This window comes from Archangium sp. (genome assembly GCF_045802675.1).
Taxonomy (GTDB): Bacteria; Myxococcota; Myxococcia; order Myxococcales; family Myxococcaceae; genus Archangium.
Window position 1 is genome coordinate 1 of sequence record NZ_JBJMQO010000127.1, and the last position, 18,067, is coordinate 18,067.

The window sequence follows — 18,067 nt, forward strand, 5'->3', positions numbered from 1 at the left end:
CACTCGTACACCGTGCGCGCGCTCAGCCCCAGGGTTGCTGCAATGCTGGCTGCACTCTGCCCCTGCGCACTCAGCAGGACGACGCTGGCCCGCAGTGCCACTCCCCCCTGGCCTCTCTGCCGCATGGCCCTCTGTAGTACCAGCCGCTGCTTGGGGGTCAGCCGGATGCTACTCTGCTCAGGGGTCATCGCCCCTCCTCACTCCTACCGAGCGGCGATGCTACCCCCTGAAAGAACTTAGTTCCTATGGCTTAGCTCTTGCCGCGGCCGCCGCGCGCCGGCTTCGAGGCGGGCGCAGCGGGAGCCGCCGAGGCCTCGCTGCCCTCGAGCTGGGTGGTGCGGCGCCGCACGTACTCCACCAGCGTGCGCACGCCCACGCCCGTGCCGCCCTTGCCCAGGTAGCCTCGCTCCTTGGGGCTCACCGACGGGCCGGCGATGTCCAGGTGCACCCACGGCGTGTCGCCCACGAACTCCTTGAGGAAGAGGGCCGCGTTGATGGCGCCGCCCCAGCGCTCGCCCGCGTTCTTCATGTCCGCCACTTCCGAGCGCAGCGCGTCCTTCTGCAGCTCGCTCACGGGCAGGCGCCACATCTCCTCGCCCGCCGTGCGCGCCGCCTCGAGCACGTCGTACACCGTGGGATCATGGTCGCCGAAGGCACCGACGATGTAGTTGCCCAGGGCGATGACGCACGCGCCGGTGAGCGTCGCCAGGTCGATGATGGCCGCCGGCTTGTGCTCGTTGGCCCAGGTGATGATGTCGCCGAGCACCAGGCGCCCCTCGGCGTCCGTGTTGGTGATCTCCACCGTCTTGCCCGAGCGCGAGGTGAGCACGTCGCTGGGACGGTAGGCCGTGCCCGAGGGCATGTTCTCGCACGCGCCGATGAAGGCGTGCACGGGGAAGGGCGGCTTGAGGGTGGCGATGACGCTCATGGCGCCGAGCACCGCGGCCGAGCCCGCCATGTCCGTCTTCATCTCCACCATGGAGTCGGTGGGCTTGAGCGACAGGCCGCCCGAGTCGAAGGTGATGGCCTTGCCCACCAGCGCCAGCGGGGGATTCTTCGCGTGGCGCGCGTTCTTCGGGGTGTACTCCACGTGGATGAGCCGGGGCTCGTTGATGCTGCCCTGCGCCACCCCGAGGAACATCCCCATCTTCAGCCGCTCAATCTCCTTGCGGCCGCCCACCGTCACCTTGAGGCCGCCCTCGCGCCCCATCTCCTGCGCGGCCTGCGCGAGCCGCTCGGGGTTGACGACGTTGGGGGGCTCGTTGACCAGGTCCCTCGCCCAGTTGGTGGCCCCGGCCACGCGCTGGCCGAGCGCCACGGCCTGCTCGTGCTCCTTCGTCTTGTCCACGCCCGGAGGCAGCGCCAGCCGCACCGTGGTCAGCTTGGGGGCGTTCTTGTCCTCCTTCGCCGAGGACTTGTAGCGCTCGAAGCGGTAGACGCCCAGCTCCAGGCCCTCCACCAGGGCGCGCAGGGCGGCGGGGGCGTCCTGCGTCTCCGGCACGGAGAACACGAGCGTGCGCACCTTGATGCGCTGGGCCGTCTTCGCGGCACGGCCCGCCGCCAGACGCAGCACCTCGGGGCTGTACTTGTTGCGCGAGCCCAGGCCCAGCAGCGCCACGCGCTCGGCCTCGAGCTTGCCCACGGTGTGCATCACGAAGATCTGATCGGCCTTGGCCTTGAAGCCCTCCTGGGTGGCGGCGGTGACGAGCCGGCCCTCCAGCGACGAATTGGCACCAGCGAGCGGCGCGGGTGGCTTGTCCCCGGTCTCGCCTTCGAAGAGGGGAATCACGAGCAGCTCACCGCTCGCGCGGGCGGCCTCGCCGGAGATGAAGCTGAAGTTCATGCGGGAAACGGGCTCCTGGAAAAAGAGGTCGCGACTGTAGCGCCGCGAATGTTCCAAGCAAGAACGGTCGAAGGATTCGGCGTTGCAAGGGCGCCCGGCGGTGACTACGTCCGGCGCATGCCCTCGTTGCTGCTGCATCTCACGGCCCTCGAGCGACTGGCCGCCAACCCCGGAGAGCTCCCCGAGGACTTCGTGCGCGCGCTGTCCGAGGATCTCGCCTATGCGCGCTTCGGCGCCGCGCTGCCGGATCTCCCCCTGTGCGAGGGACTGCGCGGCGGGCTCAACGCCTGTTACTCGGGGCGGGACTGGCCCCACTTCGCGCGCCTGTACCACGAGCGTGCTCCGGTGGGCATGGGCCTGAAGATGGCCGAGCTCGTCGCCGCCGGCGCCCTGGTGGGCACCGAGGCGGGACTCGCGCTGCTGGCCGGCTACTTCATCCACCTGTCCCTGGATCGCGCGCTCCATCCGCAAGTGGACAGACTCGTCATCCGCCACCGGCGCCGGGGAGAGCACGCGCTCGCCGCGCACCGGCAGATTGAATGGACGCAGACGCTCTTCTACCTGCGCGAACTGCACGGGGTGGACCTGGTGGGCAGCCCGCGCCTGCGCACGAAGTTCGAGGTGACCAAGAGCGCCGGCTTCCCGGTGAAGGGGATTGGCCGCGGAATCTACGAGCTGGTGCGGCTGGCCTCGCAGGAGACGCTGCAGCAGGCGCCCACCAAACAGCAGGTGGACGGGTGGGTGCGCGGCCTCTACCTGGCGGGGCTCTATCTCTCCAGCCCCCTGGGGCGGATGCGCGCGCTGCCCGCCTGGTCGCAGCTGAGCTTCCAGGAGCTCTACCGCAACGACGAGTTCGACTTCGCCGTCGAGGTGGAGCACGCGGTGGATCAGACCCGCGCCGTACTGCGGCGTCTGCTGGCGTACATGGCGCGCGGCATCTTCACCCCGCGTGCCCGCTCGCGTTTCCTCGAGGAGTTCCCCGAGGGAACCATTGGTGCCTGCGCCGCATAGGCCCTCGACTCGGGTGTGGGGCGGCCAACCGATCGAGCAGCCCGCGTCAAGGGGAATGCGGCTATCCGATCAGCAAGGCGGCCCCTATCCTCTGCGTGGGTATGACGCTTCTCTTCCTCATCTCTGCCGGTGTCCTCGCGGGTGCGACCGGTTCCCTGCTCGGTATAGGAGGAGGGGTCATCCTGGTACCCCTGCTGGTCCTGGGGTTCAAGGTACCCCTGGAAGACGCGGTCCCCGCGAGCCTCATGTGTGTGGTGGCCAGCTCGTGCGGCGCGGCCGCCAGCTACGTGGAGCGTCGGCTCAGTGACATCCGGCTGGGGTTGACGCTGGAGCTGGCCACGGTGATGGGCGCCATCGTCGGCGGCCTGGTGGCGGGCCTGCTGGCCCCGGCGTGGGTGGCGTTCATCTTCGGCCTCTTCACGCTCTATGTGTCCGCGCAGATGCTGCTGGTGCGGCCGCCGCCGGAGCAGGCCATCAATAACTACGTCCCCACCAACTACCCGCTGGGCATCTCCGGCTCCTTCGTGGCCGGAGGGCTGTCGGCGCTGCTGGGGGTGGGGGGAGGGCCGCTCAAGGTGCCGTTGATGAGCTACGGCATGCGCGTGCCCTTCAAGGTGGCCAGTGCCACCAGCAATCTGATGATCGGCGTGACGGGGGCGGCGAGCGTGGCCGCCTACGCGTGGCGCGGGCACGTGAAGCTCGCGCTGGTGGCTCCGCTGGTGGTGGGGGTGTTGGCGGGTGCCTCCGTGGGGTGCCGGCTGATGCCGCGCCTGCCCACGGCGGTGCTGCGACGGTTGTTCGCTCTGGTGCTGCTGCTGGTGGCGGCCCAGATGCTGTGGAAGGGAGGGGAGGGGTTGTGGCCGAGTCTGCTGAAATGACGAGAGAGGGGCCCGCGGTGCTCACGGGCGCCATGCCCATGAACATGAATCACCCGGCCCACAGGGACCTGTCGCGCGCGGCCGGGGCCGCCCTGCCGGAGACGGCGCCTCCACCACCCATCGTCACCGATGCGCCCACGACCGGAGCCTCCGCCACCCCCGTCGAGCGCGCCGAGGCGGGCGAGCGGTGGATCTCCAAGCTGCTGCGCGGGGGCGCCGTGTGCAGCGGAGGGCTCTTCCTCGCCTCGCTGGCGCTGGAGGCGCTGCCCGCATCGGAAGGGGTGCACGTGGCCATCGACGTGCTGCGCAAGGGCGCGGCGTCGGCCCTGCTGGTGACGCCCGTGGTGCGGCTGGTGGTGGCCGGCACCACCCTGGGCATCCGCGGCGAGTGGAAGTACGCCCTCTACGCGGCCGGGGTGCTGGGACTGCTCGCGCTCGCGGTGGGCGCGGGCATCCACGCCTGAGAGTGGTGAGCAAAGATGGAGTGCGGGCTGGATGCTCTCGCCATGGAGCCTGAGCACGGATGACCAGATTGGCCTCACCAGACAGCACCGCCGCCGCCACCGCCACCAACCATGACGCGGCGCTTCAAGTCCGGCCGCGCCGACGCGAACCGAAGCAACTCCCGCGTGCGGCGGGCGAGAATGGACAACATGCGAACCGCTCCCCACCGCCAGCGCCCCCTCCTCCACGTCGGCTCCACCGGCAGCCGCGTTCAGAAGGTCGAAGAGCGCCTGGAGTCGCTCGGCTACCTCAAGAAGGGTGCCGCCGACGACCGCTTCGACGCCGGCACCGCCAAGGCGGTGGTCGACTACAAGCGCGACCACGGCTGGAAGGGGGAGCCGCAGGGGGTCGTCGGCGAGCGGATGGCCCGCTCGCTGAGGCACACCACCGCCAGCACCAGCGCCCCCACCACCGCCCAGGCCAGCCCGACCGGCGGCAGCGGCGGCAAGAACAAGACCCCGTCGACGCTCAAGGGCGCGACCTATAACGTCGAGCGCGACCGCAACCCCAAGCAGGTGCAGAAGTTTCTGGGCGACTTCGTCAAGAAGCACAAGCTCGACTTCGTTCAGGTCCAGGAGATCAACGGCTACCACAAGGCCCTGGAGAAGATCCCCGGCTACCACCTGGTGACCTTCCCCAACTCCAAGGACCACGGCGAGTCGGGCATCCTCGTCAAGGACGACCTGCTCGCCAAGCACGCCACGTCCATCCAGGGCGAGGGCGGCGGCTGGACCACCGTGCGCGGCGGCCACGCCCCGCCGCGGGCGGCCACCGCGGTCCAGCTCGCGGGCTGGCTGGAGGTGGTCTCGGCCCACCAGCCGCCCTCGGTCGACTGGAAGAACGGGAACCCCGTCGGGCCGGAGCACCGGGTGAGTACCTACAAGTCGCTCTCCGAGAAGCTGCTCGCCTTCGCGCAGCGGCAGCTCAAGAACCACCCCGACCAGGCCCTGCTCATCGGCGGCGACTGGAACGAGGGCGCGTCGACAAAGGGGAAGTGGTCGCCCAACTGGATCGCCCAGCAGGCGGGCATGACCACCCACGGCGGCGTGAAGACCCACGGCAACGCCAGCATCGACTACGAGATGTCCGCCGGGTGCCAGGTCTCGAACGTCAAGGCCGGCCCGACCCTCGGCTCGGATCACAACATCGTCACCTTCACCGTGAGCCGCCCGAAGGGCAAGCGCTGAAGCGCGGCCTGGCTGATTCGAGCGCTCGAAACGATCGCGCCCCTCGTTCCCGGACGGGAGGAGGGGCGCAGTCGTTCCAATGTGGGACTCAGACTCCGCGCGCGTCGAAGTGCGCCAGGACCTTGCGGGCCTTGGCCACGTCGTCCGAGCGGCCCTGCTCCTCGAAGAGCGGAATCACCGCCTCGAGCTCGGCGCGCGCCAGCTTCCACTCCTGGGCGAAGGTATACGCGATGCTCAGGTCCCACCGCGCCCGCGACTCGTACACGTGATCGTGCAGGTCGGCGTACATGTCCGCCGCCGCCTGGAGGAACGGGCGCGCGGCGTTGTGGTTGCCCAGCAGGCCCTCGGCCTCGCCCAGCAGCAGCCGGCACAACGCCAGCGGCTCCGGCTCGCCTTCCTTCTCCAGGAGGGGCAGTGCCTCGGCGAAACGCTTGCGCGCCGCCTCGTACTCGCCCGCCTCCATGCGGATGTCGCCGATGTCCAGCAGCAGCTGCGCAATCCGCGGCCCGTTCTTCGACTGCCGGTAGAGCAGCAGCGCCTCCTGGTACTTCTCCTCGGCGGCCTTGGCCTGGCCCAGCGAACGCAGCGACTCGCCGATGGCCGCCCGGCACAGCGCCTCGTTCTCCTGGTCCTTCAGCTCGTTGAAGAGCATCGCCGCCCTGGCGATGTGCTCGATGGCGCCCCGGTGGTCCTCGAAGTGGGCGCGCGACACCCCCAGGCCGAAGTACACCTGCGACTGGCCGTGCTTGTCCTTGGCCGTCTGGAAGAAGCCCAGCGCCTCCTCGTAGTGGCGGCGGCTCTCGGCGTGCTCCTCGAGCATGCCGTGCAGCTCGGCCAGGTGCACCAGCCCCCGGCCAATCTCCCCCGGCTCGCCGGTGATGCGGGTGGTGGCGAGCGAGGTGCGCTGGTGCTGCAGGGCTTCGAGGATGTGGGCGCGTTCGGTGTCGGAGAGGCTCATGGTGTTCCGGGCTCAGTGCTCCTCGCCCTTGTTGCGTCGCCGAGGCTGCTTGTCCAGCGATTCCGTACGCTCGCCGCCCCGGCCGGCCTCGTGCACGAGGAGGGGGGAGAAGAAGCAGTCCTTCTTGGTGTATTCGTCGAAGGAGAAGGCGAAGCGGTAGCTGGCGGCCGCGCGCTGGTTGCAGTCGGTGCGCTCGCAGAAGCGGCAGGAGATGCCGCTGGGCACCGCGTCCTTGCGCAGGTCCGTGGTGGGCAGGCCGTACGCCAGGTACTTCGCGTTCTCCGCGTGCGTGCCCAGGCCAATCGAGTAGGCCGTGCCGCGCACGATGGAGCCTTCAATCGGCTGCAGCTGCACCTTGGCGAAGCAGAAGTACGAGGTGCCGTCCGGCATCATCGAATACTGCCGCGTAATCTGGGACGGGTTGAGGAAGGCCAGGTGCACGGCCCACTTGCCGCACGAGCCGCCGCCGCTGGCGAACTTGATGCCGGTGCCGCTGTAGCGCTTGGAGATGTTGCCGGCGATGTCCGAGCGCAGGAAGTGGAAGGGCAGTCCCTTGCGCTTGGGATCCGACAGGTTGCACAGCCGGTGCGCCACCGTCTCGTACGTGGTGCCGAAGAGGTTGGAGAGCAGCTCCACGTCGTAGCGCGTGCGCTCCACCTCCTTGAAGAAGTCCCCGTAGGGCAGCATCAGCGCGCCGGCGAAGTAGTTGGCCAGGTTCACCTTGATGAGGCGGTGTGTCTCCGCGTGCCGCGTGCGCGACGCGCCGACAATCCGCTCCACCAGCTTCTCCCGGTCCAACATCATCAGGCCGATGGACGCCGCGAGCTGGAACTTGAGCGGCTGCTCGGTGAGGTCCGGCGAGAGGATGAGCTCCTGCGTCTGCGGATCGAACCGGCGCACCACCGAGGAGCCACTGGCCGCGGACTCGAAGCGCACGCGGTAGCCGAAGCGCTCCTCCAACAGCGGCACCAGCTGCGCGCTGGTGAGCAGGCGCCCCAGCTTGAAGTCGCGCCGCAGCGCCTCGGCCTGCTCCTCCAGCTCGGGGAAGTAGTTGCGGTGCGACTCGAGGAAGTCACTCACCTCGTCGAAGGGCGAGTAGTCGAAGCGCAGCCCCGGCCCCGAGCCCGCGGTGCTGCCCGGCGTCGCCTGCGTGCGCGCCCGCTCCTCGGCGTTGAGCTGCGCCAGCACGTTCTCCAGCTGCGTGCGCGTGTTCTTGTAGAGGTTGAAGAGCGCCGCCACCGTGCCCGCCAGCTTCGGCTCCGCCGACAGGCTCTGCAGCGACTCGGAATCGATGTCGAGGCTCTTGAGCAGTGGCTCGTCCAGCAGCTTCGCCAGCGCCTCGTCCACCCGGCCCTCGCCCAGCGTGGACATGAACTGCTCGGGGTCCTGATCGAAGTAGCGCAGGGCCTTCCACAACAGCGGGAAGGGCATGACGCGCTTGCCCTTCTCGATGAGGTTCAAGTACGCCGGGGAGACCCCCAGGTCCTTGGCCGCGTCCGTCTGCTTGATGTTCCGCGCGAGCCTCAGGCTGCGCAGCTTCAGGCCCACGTTCGCATTGAGTGCGTTCTCGTTCATCTCGCGCTTCCTGGAGGGGGGTTGGATTCCCAGTAACCGGCCCCTCCGACACGCCACTGTGTGGAGCCTTTTACCGATTTGCAATCAACGTTTTCGGGTGCAACCACCCGTGTCCTCAACGGAACGGAGGGGTGGCCCCCGGTCCATTCCAGCCTGTTCTGAAGTGGCTAAGTAGTGGATTTTACAGAGCTTGGTAGGCCGCTCTGCGACCTGTACCACGGTACAACAACGTAACTGTCAAAGTTTTACCTCAGCGGTTTACTGACAGAGAAGGTAAGCGCGGAAGGGTGGGGCGGCGACCCGCTGGGTGCTTGGAGGGCCACCCGACCCGTGGTGGGTCTCGGGGTTTCGAGCGGCCGTGTCCCACCCCACCGGGAGTGAGGCTGTAGAGTGCCCGGCTCTTCTCCTTCCCTTCCGCGCGAGGTGCGTGATGCCCTGCTCCAGGCCGGTTTCCCTCCTCGTCGCGTGGGCTGTGCTGCTCGGGGGGCTGGGGGCCTGCCAACCTACGCGGACGCTCCCGCTCCGTCCGGAGGGTGAGGCCCCGGCGCTGCGCTACCGCGTCACCTTCGTCCGCGAGCCCGAGCCCGCGCTGGACGTGGAGCTCGTCCGGGTCCGCGAGGATGCCCCCCGGGACTTCCTCTTCACCCAACCCGGCGGCGTGGAGCAGGTGCGCGTCTCGGGCCCGGAAGGTGTGGAGCGGGAGTTGCCCGTGTCCCCGGAGGGCGGCGTCGTCGTGCCGCGGGACACGCGCGTGCTGCGCTACCGCTACCGGTTGGAGTCACGCGGTGGCAGGCGGCACTCGGACTTCATCACCGGCATGGGCGAGGGGGAGACGTGGCATGTCGCGGGCCGCGTCTGGTTGTTGCGCCCGCGCACGGTGACGCCGTCGCTGCGCGCGGAGCTGACGGTGGAGGGCGTGGACGCGCTGCCGCCGTGGGAGCCGGACGCGAGCGGCGTCTACCACCTGCTGGGCGGAGACCTGGTGGACTCGGGCTTCCACGGCTTTGGCGGACGGCGCTGCACGGTGCGGTTGCCGGGCGCGGTGCTGGAGGTGGCGGTGCTCGGCCGCATGTCGCGCATGGATGACGCGGCCCTCTGCGCATGGGTGCGTCAGGCCGCCGGGGAGGTGCTCACCGTGCGGCGCTCCTTCCCGTACCCGCGCATCACCGTGCGCATCGTGCCCGTGCCCGGACGCGAGGCCCCCGGCATCTTCGGCATGGTGCTGTGGAGCTCGCCCCCGAGCGTCTCGCTGCTGGTGGGCCAGGACGCGGCGCCCGAGTCCTTCGTGCGCGATTGGGTGGCCGTGCACGAGCTGCTCCACCTCGCGCACCCCGCCATCCTGCCGCGCGTCGCCTGGCTCACCGAGGGACTGGCCACCTACTACACGGAGCTGGCACGGGCCCGCTCGGGCCGGCAGACGCCCCAGCGCGCCTGGGAGGAGCTGCTGGCGGGCTTCGCCCGGGGCCGCGCCGACGTGGGCTCCCGCACCATGGAGGACGTCACCACCCACGGCGCCTCCTACCAGGGCATCTACTGGACGGGCGCGCTCTTCGCCCTCGACCTCGACGTGGCGCTGCGCCGCGTCACCGGCAACACGCGCGGCCTCGACGCGGTGCTCGCGCGGCTCGCCGAGTCTGGCACCACTGCAACTTTCGAGGAATTCGGCGCGGCGGTGGACGCCGTCGCGGGCCGGCCCCTCTTCCAGGAGCTGCTCGCGTGGCACCTGTCCCGGCCCGCTTTTGCCGCGTTGGAGCCTCTGTTAGAAGCTCTCGGCGTGGAGTCCGGGCCGGAGGGTGTCGTCCGGCTCGGAGCCGCGCGTGACAGCCAGGTGCGCCACGCCCTGGAGGTTCGCGCCGAGGAGCTGTAACCGGGAATTTCGTGGGGCGTATGTCTGTCCGCGAACCCCTCGTGCCTTGTGACGAGAGTCCTCGCCACGTGTTGTCCCCCCTCACGCAGTGAAAGGAACCACCATGAACATCAAGACCATGGCCGCCATCGTCGGTACCCTGTCCCTCGGCACGCTCGCCACCGGCTGTGCGAGCACGAAGTCCGCCACCACCACCTCCTCCGAGAAGGGCGCCGAGGGCTCGTGCGGCTCCAAGGCCGGCACCAGCACGGAGAAGGGCGCCGAGGGCTCGTGCGGCGCCAAGGCCACCTCCACCACCACCGAGAAGGGTGCCGAGCACGGCTGCGGCGCCAACGGCTGCGGCGGCACCAGCAACCCCAAGTAGTGTGAATCACCCCTGAAGTCTCGGGGGTTGTCTTCCGGGCGGTGGGGGCCTCTTCCCGCCGCCCGTGTCTTTTTCCGAGGAGCCGTCGTGCCGGAGAGCTACGCGCGCAGACATGGGGTGAAGCCGCTCGGGGTGGGCATCGGGCTGCGGCGCGAGTTCTACGCGCAGCTCCCCGCCACCTCCCGTGCGCTGGACTGGGTGGAGCTCGTCCCCGAGAACTTCCTCACGCTCGGGGGCCGTCCCCAGCGCACGTTGGACGCGTGCGTGGAGCGCTGGCCGGTGCTGCCCCATGGGGTGGCGCTGAACATCGGCGGGCCGGAGCCGCTGGACGAGGACTACCTCTCGGGGCTCGCGGCGCTGGTGGAGCGGGTGGACGCGCCCTTCTTCTCGGATCACCTCTGCTACTCGCGGCTGGGCGGGGCGTACCTCTACGACTTGCTGCCGCTGCCCTTCTCGGAGGAGGCGGTGGAGCACGTGGTGTCGCGCGTGCGCGAGGTGAAGGCGCGGGTGGGCCGGCCCTTCCTGCTGGAGAACCCGAGCTACTACGCGCGCATGCCGGGCGGCACCCTGGACGAGGCGGCCTTCCTGCGCCACGTGGCCGAGCAGTCGGACTGCGGCCTGCTGCTGGACGTGAACAACGTCTACGTGAACGCGTGCAACCACGGGTATGACCCGAGGGCCTTCGTGGACGCGCTGCCGCTGGAGCGGGTGGTGCAACTGCACCTGGCGGGGCACGAGCGCCAGCCGGACGTCCTCATCGACACGCATGGGGCGCCGGTCTGCGATGACGTCTGGTCGCTGTACCGCTACGTGCTGGAGCGCACCGGGCTGGTGTCCACGCTCATCGAGTGGGACCAGGACATTCCCTCCCTGGACGCGGTGCTGGACGAGGCGGACCGGGCGCGCGCGGTGATGGCGGAGGTGGCGCGATGAAACCCTCGCTGCGCGGTTTCTTCGATTCGATGACGGAATTCTTCACCGCCCCGGGCCCGGACGCGCTCGAGCGGCTGTACGCGGCGCACCCGGGCTGGGACGCGCCGCGCTCGCGCGTGGAGCTCTATGGCCGGATGGTGGGCCACCACGGCCGGGCCACGCTGGAGAAGCTCTACCCGCTCACGCGCGCGGCCCTGGCGGACGAGGCGCGGTGGGAGGAGCTGGCGCGGGCCTACGCGGACTCCAAGCCCCCGCGTCCCTTCGAGATGAACCACCTGGGCGAGGCCTTCCCGGGCTTCCTCGCGGACGAGGCGCAGCGGCGGGGCCTGCCGGACTTCCTGCCCGCGCTGGCGCGCTTCGAGTGGATGGACTTCGCGGTGTACACGTCCCAGGAGCCGGTGCCGGAGCGGGTGGAGCGGCTCACGCCGAACCCGACGCTGGCGGTGTTGGAGCACCCCTTCCAGCTCTGCGCGTACGTGCGGGGGCAGGGGAGGGGACGGCCGGAGCCGGGGCAGGAGCTGGCGCTGCTGTGGCGGCACCCGGAGCGGCTGGTGACGATGTTCCTGGCCGCGAGCGACCGCTCCCTGCTGGCGTTGAAGATGGCGGTGGAGGGACTCACGCCGTCCCAGGTGGCGGAGGCGACCGGCGTGGCCGAGGCCGACATCCGCGCCACGGTGGAGTCGTGCGTGGCGGACGGCCTCGTCCTGTCGCCTTGAGGCTTCACCGGGCGGAAGCCCACCCGGCGGGGGGCGGCTCCGGCGCGAACCGGAGCCGCCGGTGTGGCGGACCTACTTGAGGATGATCTGACAGGTGTTGCTGGTGCCCGAGCCGGGGACGCACGACAGGCCGTCGCAGCAGGCCGAGGTGCCACCGCAGGTCTGATTGACGCCGGAGCACGGCGGCTTGCAGGTGCAGCTGCTGCCCGAGCACGCGCCCCCGGTGCTGTCGTCCACGCAGCTCGTGCCATCGCAGCAGGGCTGGGCGGCCGAGCACTTCTCGAACGACGGCGCGCACGTGGGAATCGGCTGGCACAGGCAGGCGCCGGACACATCGCAGGGGATGGGCGGATCCTGGTTCTTCTGCACGCACTGCAGGCCGTTGCAGCACGTGCCGACGCCCGCGCCGCACGCCTCGGTATCCGTGGAGCACCCGTTGCTCACCAGGTACTGGGCCCACTGGGCGATGTGGTTGGAGGTGTTGAGGTCCTGGAAGGGCAGCGCGAAGGCCGGGTAGGAGGGATCCAACCCCTGGGCCAGCTTGTCCGGATCCACCGCCGCCATCCACAGCAGGGTGGTCATGTGGTTCTCGCTGGAGCTGGACGCCGCGGGCATGCGCAGGCCGTAGTTGCGGGACGAGGAGAACGTCACCCACATCAGCCGGCTGGTGTCCCCATTGTTGCCGCGCGTCACGAAGGGGCTCCACTTCGGGTAGCTGTTGGTGAGGTGCGGCGTCGAGTCCAGCGGGCCGCTCTGGTTGGCCTTGGCCAGCTCCACCCGCGTCGCATTGGCTTCCAGCTTCGCGGCCCACAGCCGGGCGGACGGATCCGTGTCCGAGTTGCAGTTGGTGTGCGAGTCGGTGGAGGTGGTGAGGGGCGCGTCGGGCGGCGAGGAGATGAGGCAATCCGACTCGTTGTAGACGAGGAAGGAGCTGTCGGGCGCGATGGCCGGGTAGTAGCGGTTCCTGCCGCTCTGCGCCGGCACCACCGTCACCGGAGCGCTCCAGGCGCCGCCCGTATCCGCCGTCACCATCTTGATGGAGCCCTTGTAGCTGCGCTGGTTCGTCCCGGCGATGCCCATGGACATGTAGGCGATCGTGTTGCCATCCAGGCTCCAGTCGGGGTGGTTGGCCGGGTTGGTCTTGGTGCCGGTGTTGGCAATCTCCGACTCGTAGGCCGAGGTGTCACCGTTGAAGAGCATCAGGTTGTAGCGCGTGGCGCCCGAGTCGGCGTAGGCGCCGACGAACCGGGTGGCGTCCGGATTCCACGACTCGAAGTTGCTCAGCTTGCTGCCGCTCTGCGCCAGCGGGACATTGGCGGCCTTGGACGGATCGTGCGTGGACAGGTCCACCAGGCCCAGCCGGCCGTCGTTCTGGCCGTTGACCTCGGCCACCAGCTTCTTGCCGTTGCGGCTCAGCGCGTGGCAGCCCACGCAGCCCACGCTGGTGCTGATGTTGCTGGCCTTCAACACGGCGTTGGCCGTCTGGGTGCCGGTGCCGGCGAAGTCGTAGCGCATCACGCCGGTGCCTCCCGACGTGGTCCAGTAGTAGAGCGCGCCCTTGATCTCCGCGCGGGCGAACTGCAGGGCGATGGGCGCCGACACGGCCACCAGCCCGCTGCCCGAGTCATCCGTGGCGCGCACGGTGAGCTTCACCTGATCCAGGCGACCGCGGTTGCTCTCGGCCAGGAACTTCCACACCTTGTCCTCGGGCGTGTAGATGCAGCCGCGAGTCACCCCCGTGGGCAGCGCGACGCCCGAGGGCATGTAGCAGCGCAGGTACACGCGCACGTCGGTGATGGCGTTGGTGAAGGCGAGCTCGAACAGCGTGGTGGACGCGTTGTTCGGCAGGAAGTGGATCTCCAACTGCCCCAGGTTGGGCGGCACCATCACGCCGTTGTTGGGGTAGACGATCTTCGGCTTGTGCGAGGCATCCGGATCCGCCGCGCCGCCGAACTTGGAGCCCGGATCCGAGGGCAGGCCCGCGGAGCCGGACGAGGAGTCGGAGACCTTCTGCTCGAGCCGCACCGTGATGGGGGTGGAGACGGAGATGGTGCCAATCCGGGCGCGCACGGTGCTGTTGCCACCCACGGTGGTGCTCGAGGTGAACATCGAGCCGCCGCCGAACAGGCCCAGCCGCGTGTCGTCGATGCTGAAGGTGGCCTGGCCCGTCACGTCCTCGGTGTGACCGTCGGAGAAGGTGCCGGTGACCTTGAACTGCTGGGTGACGCCCGTGCTGCCCGTGACGGCCAGAATCGGACCGGTGGGCGTGATGGCCAGCGTGCCCAGCGTGGGGCCACCGCCGTCGGGCTCTCCGCCACCGTCGGTGTTGCCGCCGCCACCGTCGGTGTTGCCGCCACCGTCGGTGTTGCCGCCACCGTCGGCCGTGGGGTTACCCGCGTCGTTGCCACCGGTGCCACCGCCGCCGCCGCAGTCGGTACAACCAGACAGCGCGGTCGCTGCCATCAGGAATCCGAGGAGCCAGGTTTTCTTCCACATGGCCCGCTAGGGTAACGCCATTTCTGACGCATGGCGCGCGGTTCCGTGCTCGCCCGTAAGGCGCCCTTCATTCGCGGTACAAGCTTGAAACGCGAGTGCACCTGGGACGTGGGTGGGGCGAATTTTCCCAAATTCTCATGAATGAAGCAGGCCGCTCGCGGGGGAGGGCGCCGAGCGCGGCTGCCTCCTGCTCATGCTCCGAGCGGGCTAGCGCCAGGGTTGGCAGAGCATGCCTGGCGTCGAGCTGGTGCAGGCGAAGTCCTCGGGGCACTCGGCGTCCGTGGCGCAGCGGTAGGTGCAGGCGCCCTCGACGCACAGGCCCTGGGCGAGGCCCCGCTCGCGGCAGCTCGCGTCGCTCTCACAGGCCGTGCCCACCTGCTGGTAGGCGGAGCACCCGGCGAACTGGGCCGGAAGGGGCACGCACCAGCCGCTCTGGCAGGTGAAGCCCTGGGTACACGCCTTCTTGCTGTCACACGGCTCCAGACAGGCCGAGCCCCCCGAGGAGAGCTTCTCGCAGCGCGCGCCGGTGCGGCACTTCCAGTCCCCATCACAGGCGGCGCACAGCTTGCCGGGGCCCTCGCAGCGCTCGCTGCGGCAGGCGTAGCCCGTGGCGCACTGCTCATCCGAGAGGCACTCCACGCACCGGCCATCCGGAGCGCACTGGCTGCCGCTCTCGCACCCGGTGACGGAGCAGTCGTGGCCGCCCGAGTCGTCGTCAAGCTCGGCGAGCTCGACCTCCACTTCCTCGCTCTCGCCCTCGCGCACGCACGCGTCCGTCGTGTCCGGAGGGAAGCCGGGCACGGAGGTCTCCAGGGTGTAGCAGCCCTCCGGCAGGGGGCCCACGAGCAGCAGCCCGCCCTCCGGCAGTGGCAGCTGCTGCAGGGGCGTGTCCGTCACGGACACCTGCCCACCGGGCACCTTCTGGCGCGCGGGCGCCTTCACCTTCAGCTCCAGGAAGCCGGCCGCGCGCGGCTGCACGTCCTCCAGCCTCGCCGAGCCGCCCGGGGGCACCACCACCGGCAGGCGCACCGCCGTGCTCGCGGAGGCCACGATGAAGAGCTCCTCGGGGCCGGCCGGTACGCGCTCCAGCAGGAAGCCGCCATCCGCGGCCACGTGGGCGCGCACCTCCGGGTGGCCCAGCAGCGACACCAGCGCCACCGACGGGTCGGCCTCCGTGAGACGGCCGCGCACGTTCCCCGTGCGGAAGGGGGTGTTGTCGAGCCCTCCGCACGCGCTCGTCACGAGGACGAGGGCCGTCAGCACGCTGTAGCCCGTCTGGCGCATCAGAAGCGGTACCCCATGCCGGCCCATCCGCCGGTGAAACCCACGGCCTGTCCCCGCCCGTCCACCACCACGTACGTCACCATCATCTGCACCTGGGACGTCAGCTCCAGCCGCTCGCCCAGCCGCCACACCACCCCTCCCACCACGCCCGGGCTGACGGTGAAGTACTGCTGCGCCCCGGTGAAGGCCTCTGTCTGGAAGGACCGCTGAAGCAGCAGAGCGGCCACACGCGGGCCCGCGTACAGCGACAGGCGCCCCCACTTCCACGTGTAGGGCACCGCCGCCCCCAGCGAGAGCGAGGTGTAGGTGAAGGGCACGCCGGTGCCGGGCACCAGGTGCAGCTCCTTGCGGCCCCGGCTCCCGCTCACGTCGAGCAGCAGGCTCAGGTCCGGCAGCGGGCGCTCCTCCAGCCGCAGCACCAGCGCCAGCTCCGGCGCGGCGGGCAGCAGCTCGGCCCGGCTGCGCGCGTCCACGAAGGAGAACATGCCCCCCATGAGCGCCAGCGAGCGCCGGGGGAAGGTCTCGGACAGCAGCCGCTCCAGGGGCAGCCGCTCGCCCGCGGCGATGTCCACCACCTGGCGGATGAGCACGTCGTCGCCCTTGGTGAGCTCCACCGTGCGCCGGCCCGGCGCCACCGCGGTGCCTCCGGGCAGCTCCGTGCGCGACTCGCCGTCCACCTTCAGCGTGAAGCCGTCCAGCCGCGGGTTGTACGAGAAGAGCTCCGGGCGGCCCGTCCGGTCAATCCGGCCCGAGAGCACCACCGGATCCGCGCCCACCTCCAGGATTTCCGCCGAGGGCCGCTGCCGCCCCTCGGTGAAGGCGTAGGTGCGGCGGCGCGCGTAGTCATGGGCCTCGGTGGCGGTGACGGCGCCGTCGATGTTGCGGTCCGCCGCGCCGTTCAGCCCGTCGATGAGGAAGTGCGTGTAGATGTCGTTGCGCAGCCCCTCGTCCTCGCGGGCCGTCTCGCCCCAGTCGCAGGCGGCGAACACCATGGAGGCGCGGCTCGACTCCTCCAGGGGCCGGGCGTAGAAGCCCGCCTTGACGCCGGCCAGCTCCGCCTCCAGCTCGCGGGGCAGCAGCGACTTGCCGCTGCCGCTGTGGCAGGTGGCCAGCACCATCAGCCGGCGGCGCGAGGGGAGCTGATCGAACTCGGACTTGAGCGCGTCCATGGACAGCGCCGTCTGGGCAATGGCGCGGTACGCGGCGTCCGTGGTGACCAGGTAGCGCTTGAGCTCGCCCTTGCCGTCCCGCGCCAGCGTGCCGTGCGCCGAGAAGTACACCACCACCACGTCATCCGGCCGCGTGGCCTCCTGCCGCAACTGGCGCAGCGCTCCGAGGATGGAGGCCCGCGTCGTCTCCTCGGGGCGGGTGAGCACGCGCACCTGATCGAAGTGGCCTCGCGCCGGATCCCTCAGCGCCGCGGCCAGGTCCTCCGCGTCCTTGGAGGAGTAGCGCAGGTCGCGCCACTGCGAGTCCTGGAACTGCGACACGCCCACCAGCAGGGCCAGGCGCCGGGGCGCGTAGGCATCCGAGAGCGCGCCCTCGTCCACCTTCACGGACACGAGCCCGCCCTTGTCGCCCTTCTCGAGCGAGCCCGGGCTCGCGCAGGCCGCGAGCACCGCCAGGAACGTGAAGAGGAGGCGCCTCACCGTGGGGAGGGATTCTGCCCTATTGGCCGCCGACGTGGAGATCGAACCGGTTGACGGCCAGCGTGGAGCGCTCCTCGATGTCACCGCGGGTGAGGGATTCGCGCACCTCCTCGGCGGGAGGCACCTGGTCCGAAGTGAAGCCCACCAGCCAGAAGGTGAGCGTCCCGGCCTCTCCCTCCAGGCTGATGCCCACCAGGCCCTGGGGGCCTTCCAGCTCGTGGGTGCCGGCCTGGAGCGGGAAGCGGCCGAGCAGCTCCGGCTCCGCGCCCTCGCGCCGCTGGAAGAGGAGGGCCTCGCCGGCCTCGGTGGCGTGGTAGCGCAGCACCAGTACGTCCCGCTCCGAGGCGGTGGTGCCCGGGTCCATCCGGCGCAGGTTTCCGCCCGGCTCGCGCGCCACCACCGACAGCTCCAGGGCGAGCCGGCCCACGCCCTTCACCCCGTCCGAGATGCCCGTGTCCCCTCGGGGAGGTTGCACCTGGGCGCGGGTGAGGACGACGAGCCCCGCGAGGCCCGCCGCCAGCGCCACGCCCGCCGCCACCTTGCGCCAGGGCGAGGGCCTCTGGAGGCCCCGCCGGACGCGGGCGAAACCCACCTCGTCCAGCCGGGGCTCTTCCAGCCGGGCGGGCGCCAGGTGGAGCAGGAGGGCGTCCACCTGCCCATCGAGCAGCCCCGGGCCGGGCGTCCTCGCGAGGAAGTCCATGCAGGGCTCGCACGGGTGCGCCAGGTGCTCGCGGAAGTACGTCACCGTCTCCGGCTCACCGGCCGTCAGGGCGCGCAGGGCTTCGGCATCCAGGTGTCTCAT

General features: G+C 70.3%; 16 protein-coding genes. 8 read left to right on the forward strand and 8 right to left on the reverse strand.

Going from position 1 to position 18,067, the window contains the following annotated elements:
• Together ACJ8AN_RS35065 and ACJ8AN_RS35070 are read right to left on the reverse strand one after the other, a co-directional pair.
• The coding region (locus ACJ8AN_RS35065) for a helix-turn-helix domain-containing protein (protein WP_407758708.1) at window positions 1-188 on the reverse strand (188 nt) is incomplete at its 3' end.
• A 62-nt stretch (window positions 189-250) separates the two neighbouring features.
• A complete protein-coding gene (locus tag ACJ8AN_RS35070; RefSeq protein WP_407759924.1) occupies window positions 251-1,843 on the reverse strand; it encodes a leucyl aminopeptidase in 1,593 nt (530 codons plus the stop codon).
• A 117-nt stretch (window positions 1,844-1,960) separates the two neighbouring features.
• Here ACJ8AN_RS35070 and ACJ8AN_RS35075 point away from each other — a divergent pair, with 117 nt between their 5' ends.
• The 4 genes from ACJ8AN_RS35075 to ACJ8AN_RS35090 all read left to right on the forward strand — a co-directional run bounded on the left by ACJ8AN_RS35075 (window position 1,961) and on the right by ACJ8AN_RS35090 (window position 5,423).
• On the forward strand, window positions 1,961-2,854 hold the full coding sequence (locus ACJ8AN_RS35075) for a hypothetical protein (RefSeq protein ID WP_407759925.1): 894 nt from the start codon (window positions 1,961-1,963) through the stop codon (window positions 2,852-2,854).
• A gap of 101 nt (window positions 2,855-2,955) precedes the next feature.
• The gene (locus tag ACJ8AN_RS35080; protein WP_407759964.1) at window positions 2,956-3,732 is read left to right on the forward strand and encodes a sulfite exporter TauE/SafE family protein; all 777 of its coding nucleotides are present in this window, start codon (window positions 2,956-2,958) and stop codon (window positions 3,730-3,732) included.
• Entirely contained in the window at window positions 3,729-4,196 is a 468-nt protein-coding gene (locus ACJ8AN_RS35085; RefSeq protein WP_407759926.1) for a hypothetical protein, read from the forward strand. Before ACJ8AN_RS35080 ends, ACJ8AN_RS35085 begins: the two co-directional genes overlap by 4 nt.
• A 189-nt stretch (window positions 4,197-4,385) precedes the next feature.
• Window positions 4,386-5,423, forward strand: coding sequence for a peptidoglycan-binding protein (locus ACJ8AN_RS35090; RefSeq protein ID WP_407759927.1), 1,038 nt, complete (start codon window positions 4,386-4,388; stop codon window positions 5,421-5,423).
• Window positions 5,424-5,511: 88 nt separating this feature from the next.
• Here the strand turns inward: ACJ8AN_RS35090 and ACJ8AN_RS35095 are convergent, their stop codons facing one another.
• Both ACJ8AN_RS35095 and ACJ8AN_RS35100 read right to left on the reverse strand, forming a co-directional pair.
• The gene (locus tag ACJ8AN_RS35095) at window positions 5,512-6,381 is read right to left on the reverse strand and encodes a tetratricopeptide repeat protein (RefSeq protein WP_407759928.1); all 870 of its coding nucleotides are present in this window, start codon (window positions 6,379-6,381) and stop codon (window positions 5,512-5,514) included.
• A gap of 12 nt (window positions 6,382-6,393) precedes the next feature.
• A complete protein-coding gene (locus ACJ8AN_RS35100; RefSeq protein ID WP_407759929.1) occupies window positions 6,394-7,956 on the reverse strand; it encodes a short-chain fatty acyl-CoA regulator family protein in 1,563 nt (520 codons plus the stop codon).
• Between the two features lie 430 nt (window positions 7,957-8,386).
• Here ACJ8AN_RS35100 and ACJ8AN_RS35105 point away from each other — a divergent pair, with 430 nt between their 5' ends.
• From ACJ8AN_RS35105 to ACJ8AN_RS35120, 4 genes are all read left to right on the forward strand, one after another.
• The gene (locus ACJ8AN_RS35105; protein ID WP_407759930.1) at window positions 8,387-9,823 is read left to right on the forward strand and encodes a hypothetical protein; all 1,437 of its coding nucleotides are present in this window, start codon (window positions 8,387-8,389) and stop codon (window positions 9,821-9,823) included.
• Window positions 9,824-9,926: 103 nt separating this feature from the next.
• Window positions 9,927-10,187: a hypothetical protein gene (locus tag ACJ8AN_RS35110; protein ID WP_407759931.1), complete on the forward strand. Its 261-nt coding sequence runs from the start codon at window positions 9,927-9,929 to the stop codon at window positions 10,185-10,187.
• Between the two features lie 87 nt (window positions 10,188-10,274).
• The gene (locus ACJ8AN_RS35115) at window positions 10,275-11,120 is read left to right on the forward strand and encodes a DUF692 domain-containing protein (protein WP_407759932.1); all 846 of its coding nucleotides are present in this window, start codon (window positions 10,275-10,277) and stop codon (window positions 11,118-11,120) included.
• Complete coding sequence (locus tag ACJ8AN_RS35120; protein ID WP_407759933.1) at window positions 11,117-11,836, forward strand: DUF2063 domain-containing protein; 720 nt, start codon at window positions 11,117-11,119, stop codon at window positions 11,834-11,836. Before ACJ8AN_RS35115 ends, ACJ8AN_RS35120 begins: the two co-directional genes overlap by 4 nt.
• A 72-nt stretch (window positions 11,837-11,908) precedes the next feature.
• Here the strand turns inward: ACJ8AN_RS35120 and ACJ8AN_RS35125 are convergent, their stop codons facing one another.
• The 4 genes from ACJ8AN_RS35125 to ACJ8AN_RS35140 form a co-directional block, all read right to left on the reverse strand.
• Window positions 11,909-14,299 carry a TolB family protein gene (locus tag ACJ8AN_RS35125; RefSeq protein WP_407759934.1) on the reverse strand — a complete coding sequence of 797 codons (2,391 nt, stop codon included), beginning with the start codon at window positions 14,297-14,299 and terminating at the stop codon, window positions 11,909-11,911.
• Window positions 14,300-14,539: 240 nt separating this feature from the next.
• On the reverse strand, window positions 14,540-15,616 hold the full coding sequence (locus tag ACJ8AN_RS35130) for a carboxypeptidase regulatory-like domain-containing protein (RefSeq protein WP_407759935.1): 1,077 nt from the start codon (window positions 15,614-15,616) through the stop codon (window positions 14,540-14,542).
• Entirely contained in the window at window positions 15,616-17,265 is a 1,650-nt protein-coding gene (locus tag ACJ8AN_RS35135) for a caspase family protein (RefSeq protein WP_407759936.1), read from the reverse strand. Before ACJ8AN_RS35135 ends, ACJ8AN_RS35130 begins: the two co-directional genes overlap by 1 nt.
• A 19-nt stretch (window positions 17,266-17,284) precedes the next feature.
• Window positions 17,285-18,067 carry a hypothetical protein gene (locus tag ACJ8AN_RS35140; protein ID WP_407759937.1) on the reverse strand — a complete coding sequence of 261 codons (783 nt, stop codon included), beginning with the start codon at window positions 18,065-18,067 and terminating at the stop codon, window positions 17,285-17,287.

Bases quoted from the DNA above. Each gene is read 5' to 3' on its own strand.
- ACJ8AN_RS35110 (WP_407759931.1), top strand. From the start codon at position 9,927: ATGAACATCAAGACCATGGCCGCCATCGTCGGTACCCTGTCCCTCGGC.
- ACJ8AN_RS35130 (WP_407759935.1), bottom strand. From the start codon at position 15,616: ATGCGCCAGACGGGCTACAGCGTGCTGACGGCCCTCGTCCTCGTGACG.
- ACJ8AN_RS35090 (WP_407759927.1), top strand. From the start codon at position 4,386: ATGCGAACCGCTCCCCACCGCCAGCGCCCCCTCCTCCACGTCGGCTCC.
- ACJ8AN_RS35070 (WP_407759924.1), bottom strand. From the start codon at position 1,843: ATGAACTTCAGCTTCATCTCCGGCGAGGCCGCCCGCGCGAGCGGTGAG.
- ACJ8AN_RS35105 (WP_407759930.1), top strand. From the start codon at position 8,387: ATGCCCTGCTCCAGGCCGGTTTCCCTCCTCGTCGCGTGGGCTGTGCTG.
- ACJ8AN_RS35080 (WP_407759964.1), top strand. From the start codon at position 2,956: ATGACGCTTCTCTTCCTCATCTCTGCCGGTGTCCTCGCGGGTGCGACC.
- ACJ8AN_RS35085 (WP_407759926.1), top strand. From the start codon at position 3,729: ATGACGAGAGAGGGGCCCGCGGTGCTCACGGGCGCCATGCCCATGAAC.
- ACJ8AN_RS35120 (WP_407759933.1), top strand. From the start codon at position 11,117: ATGAAACCCTCGCTGCGCGGTTTCTTCGATTCGATGACGGAATTCTTC.
- ACJ8AN_RS35095 (WP_407759928.1), bottom strand. From the start codon at position 6,381: ATGAGCCTCTCCGACACCGAACGCGCCCACATCCTCGAAGCCCTGCAG.
- ACJ8AN_RS35140 (WP_407759937.1), bottom strand. From the start codon at position 18,067: ATGAGACACCTGGATGCCGAAGCCCTGCGCGCCCTGACGGCCGGTGAG.
- ACJ8AN_RS35075 (WP_407759925.1), top strand. From the start codon at position 1,961: ATGCCCTCGTTGCTGCTGCATCTCACGGCCCTCGAGCGACTGGCCGCC.
- ACJ8AN_RS35125 (WP_407759934.1), bottom strand. From the start codon at position 14,299: ATGGCAGCGACCGCGCTGTCTGGTTGTACCGACTGCGGCGGCGGCGGT.
- ACJ8AN_RS35100 (WP_407759929.1), bottom strand. From the start codon at position 7,956: ATGAACGAGAACGCACTCAATGCGAACGTGGGCCTGAAGCTGCGCAGC.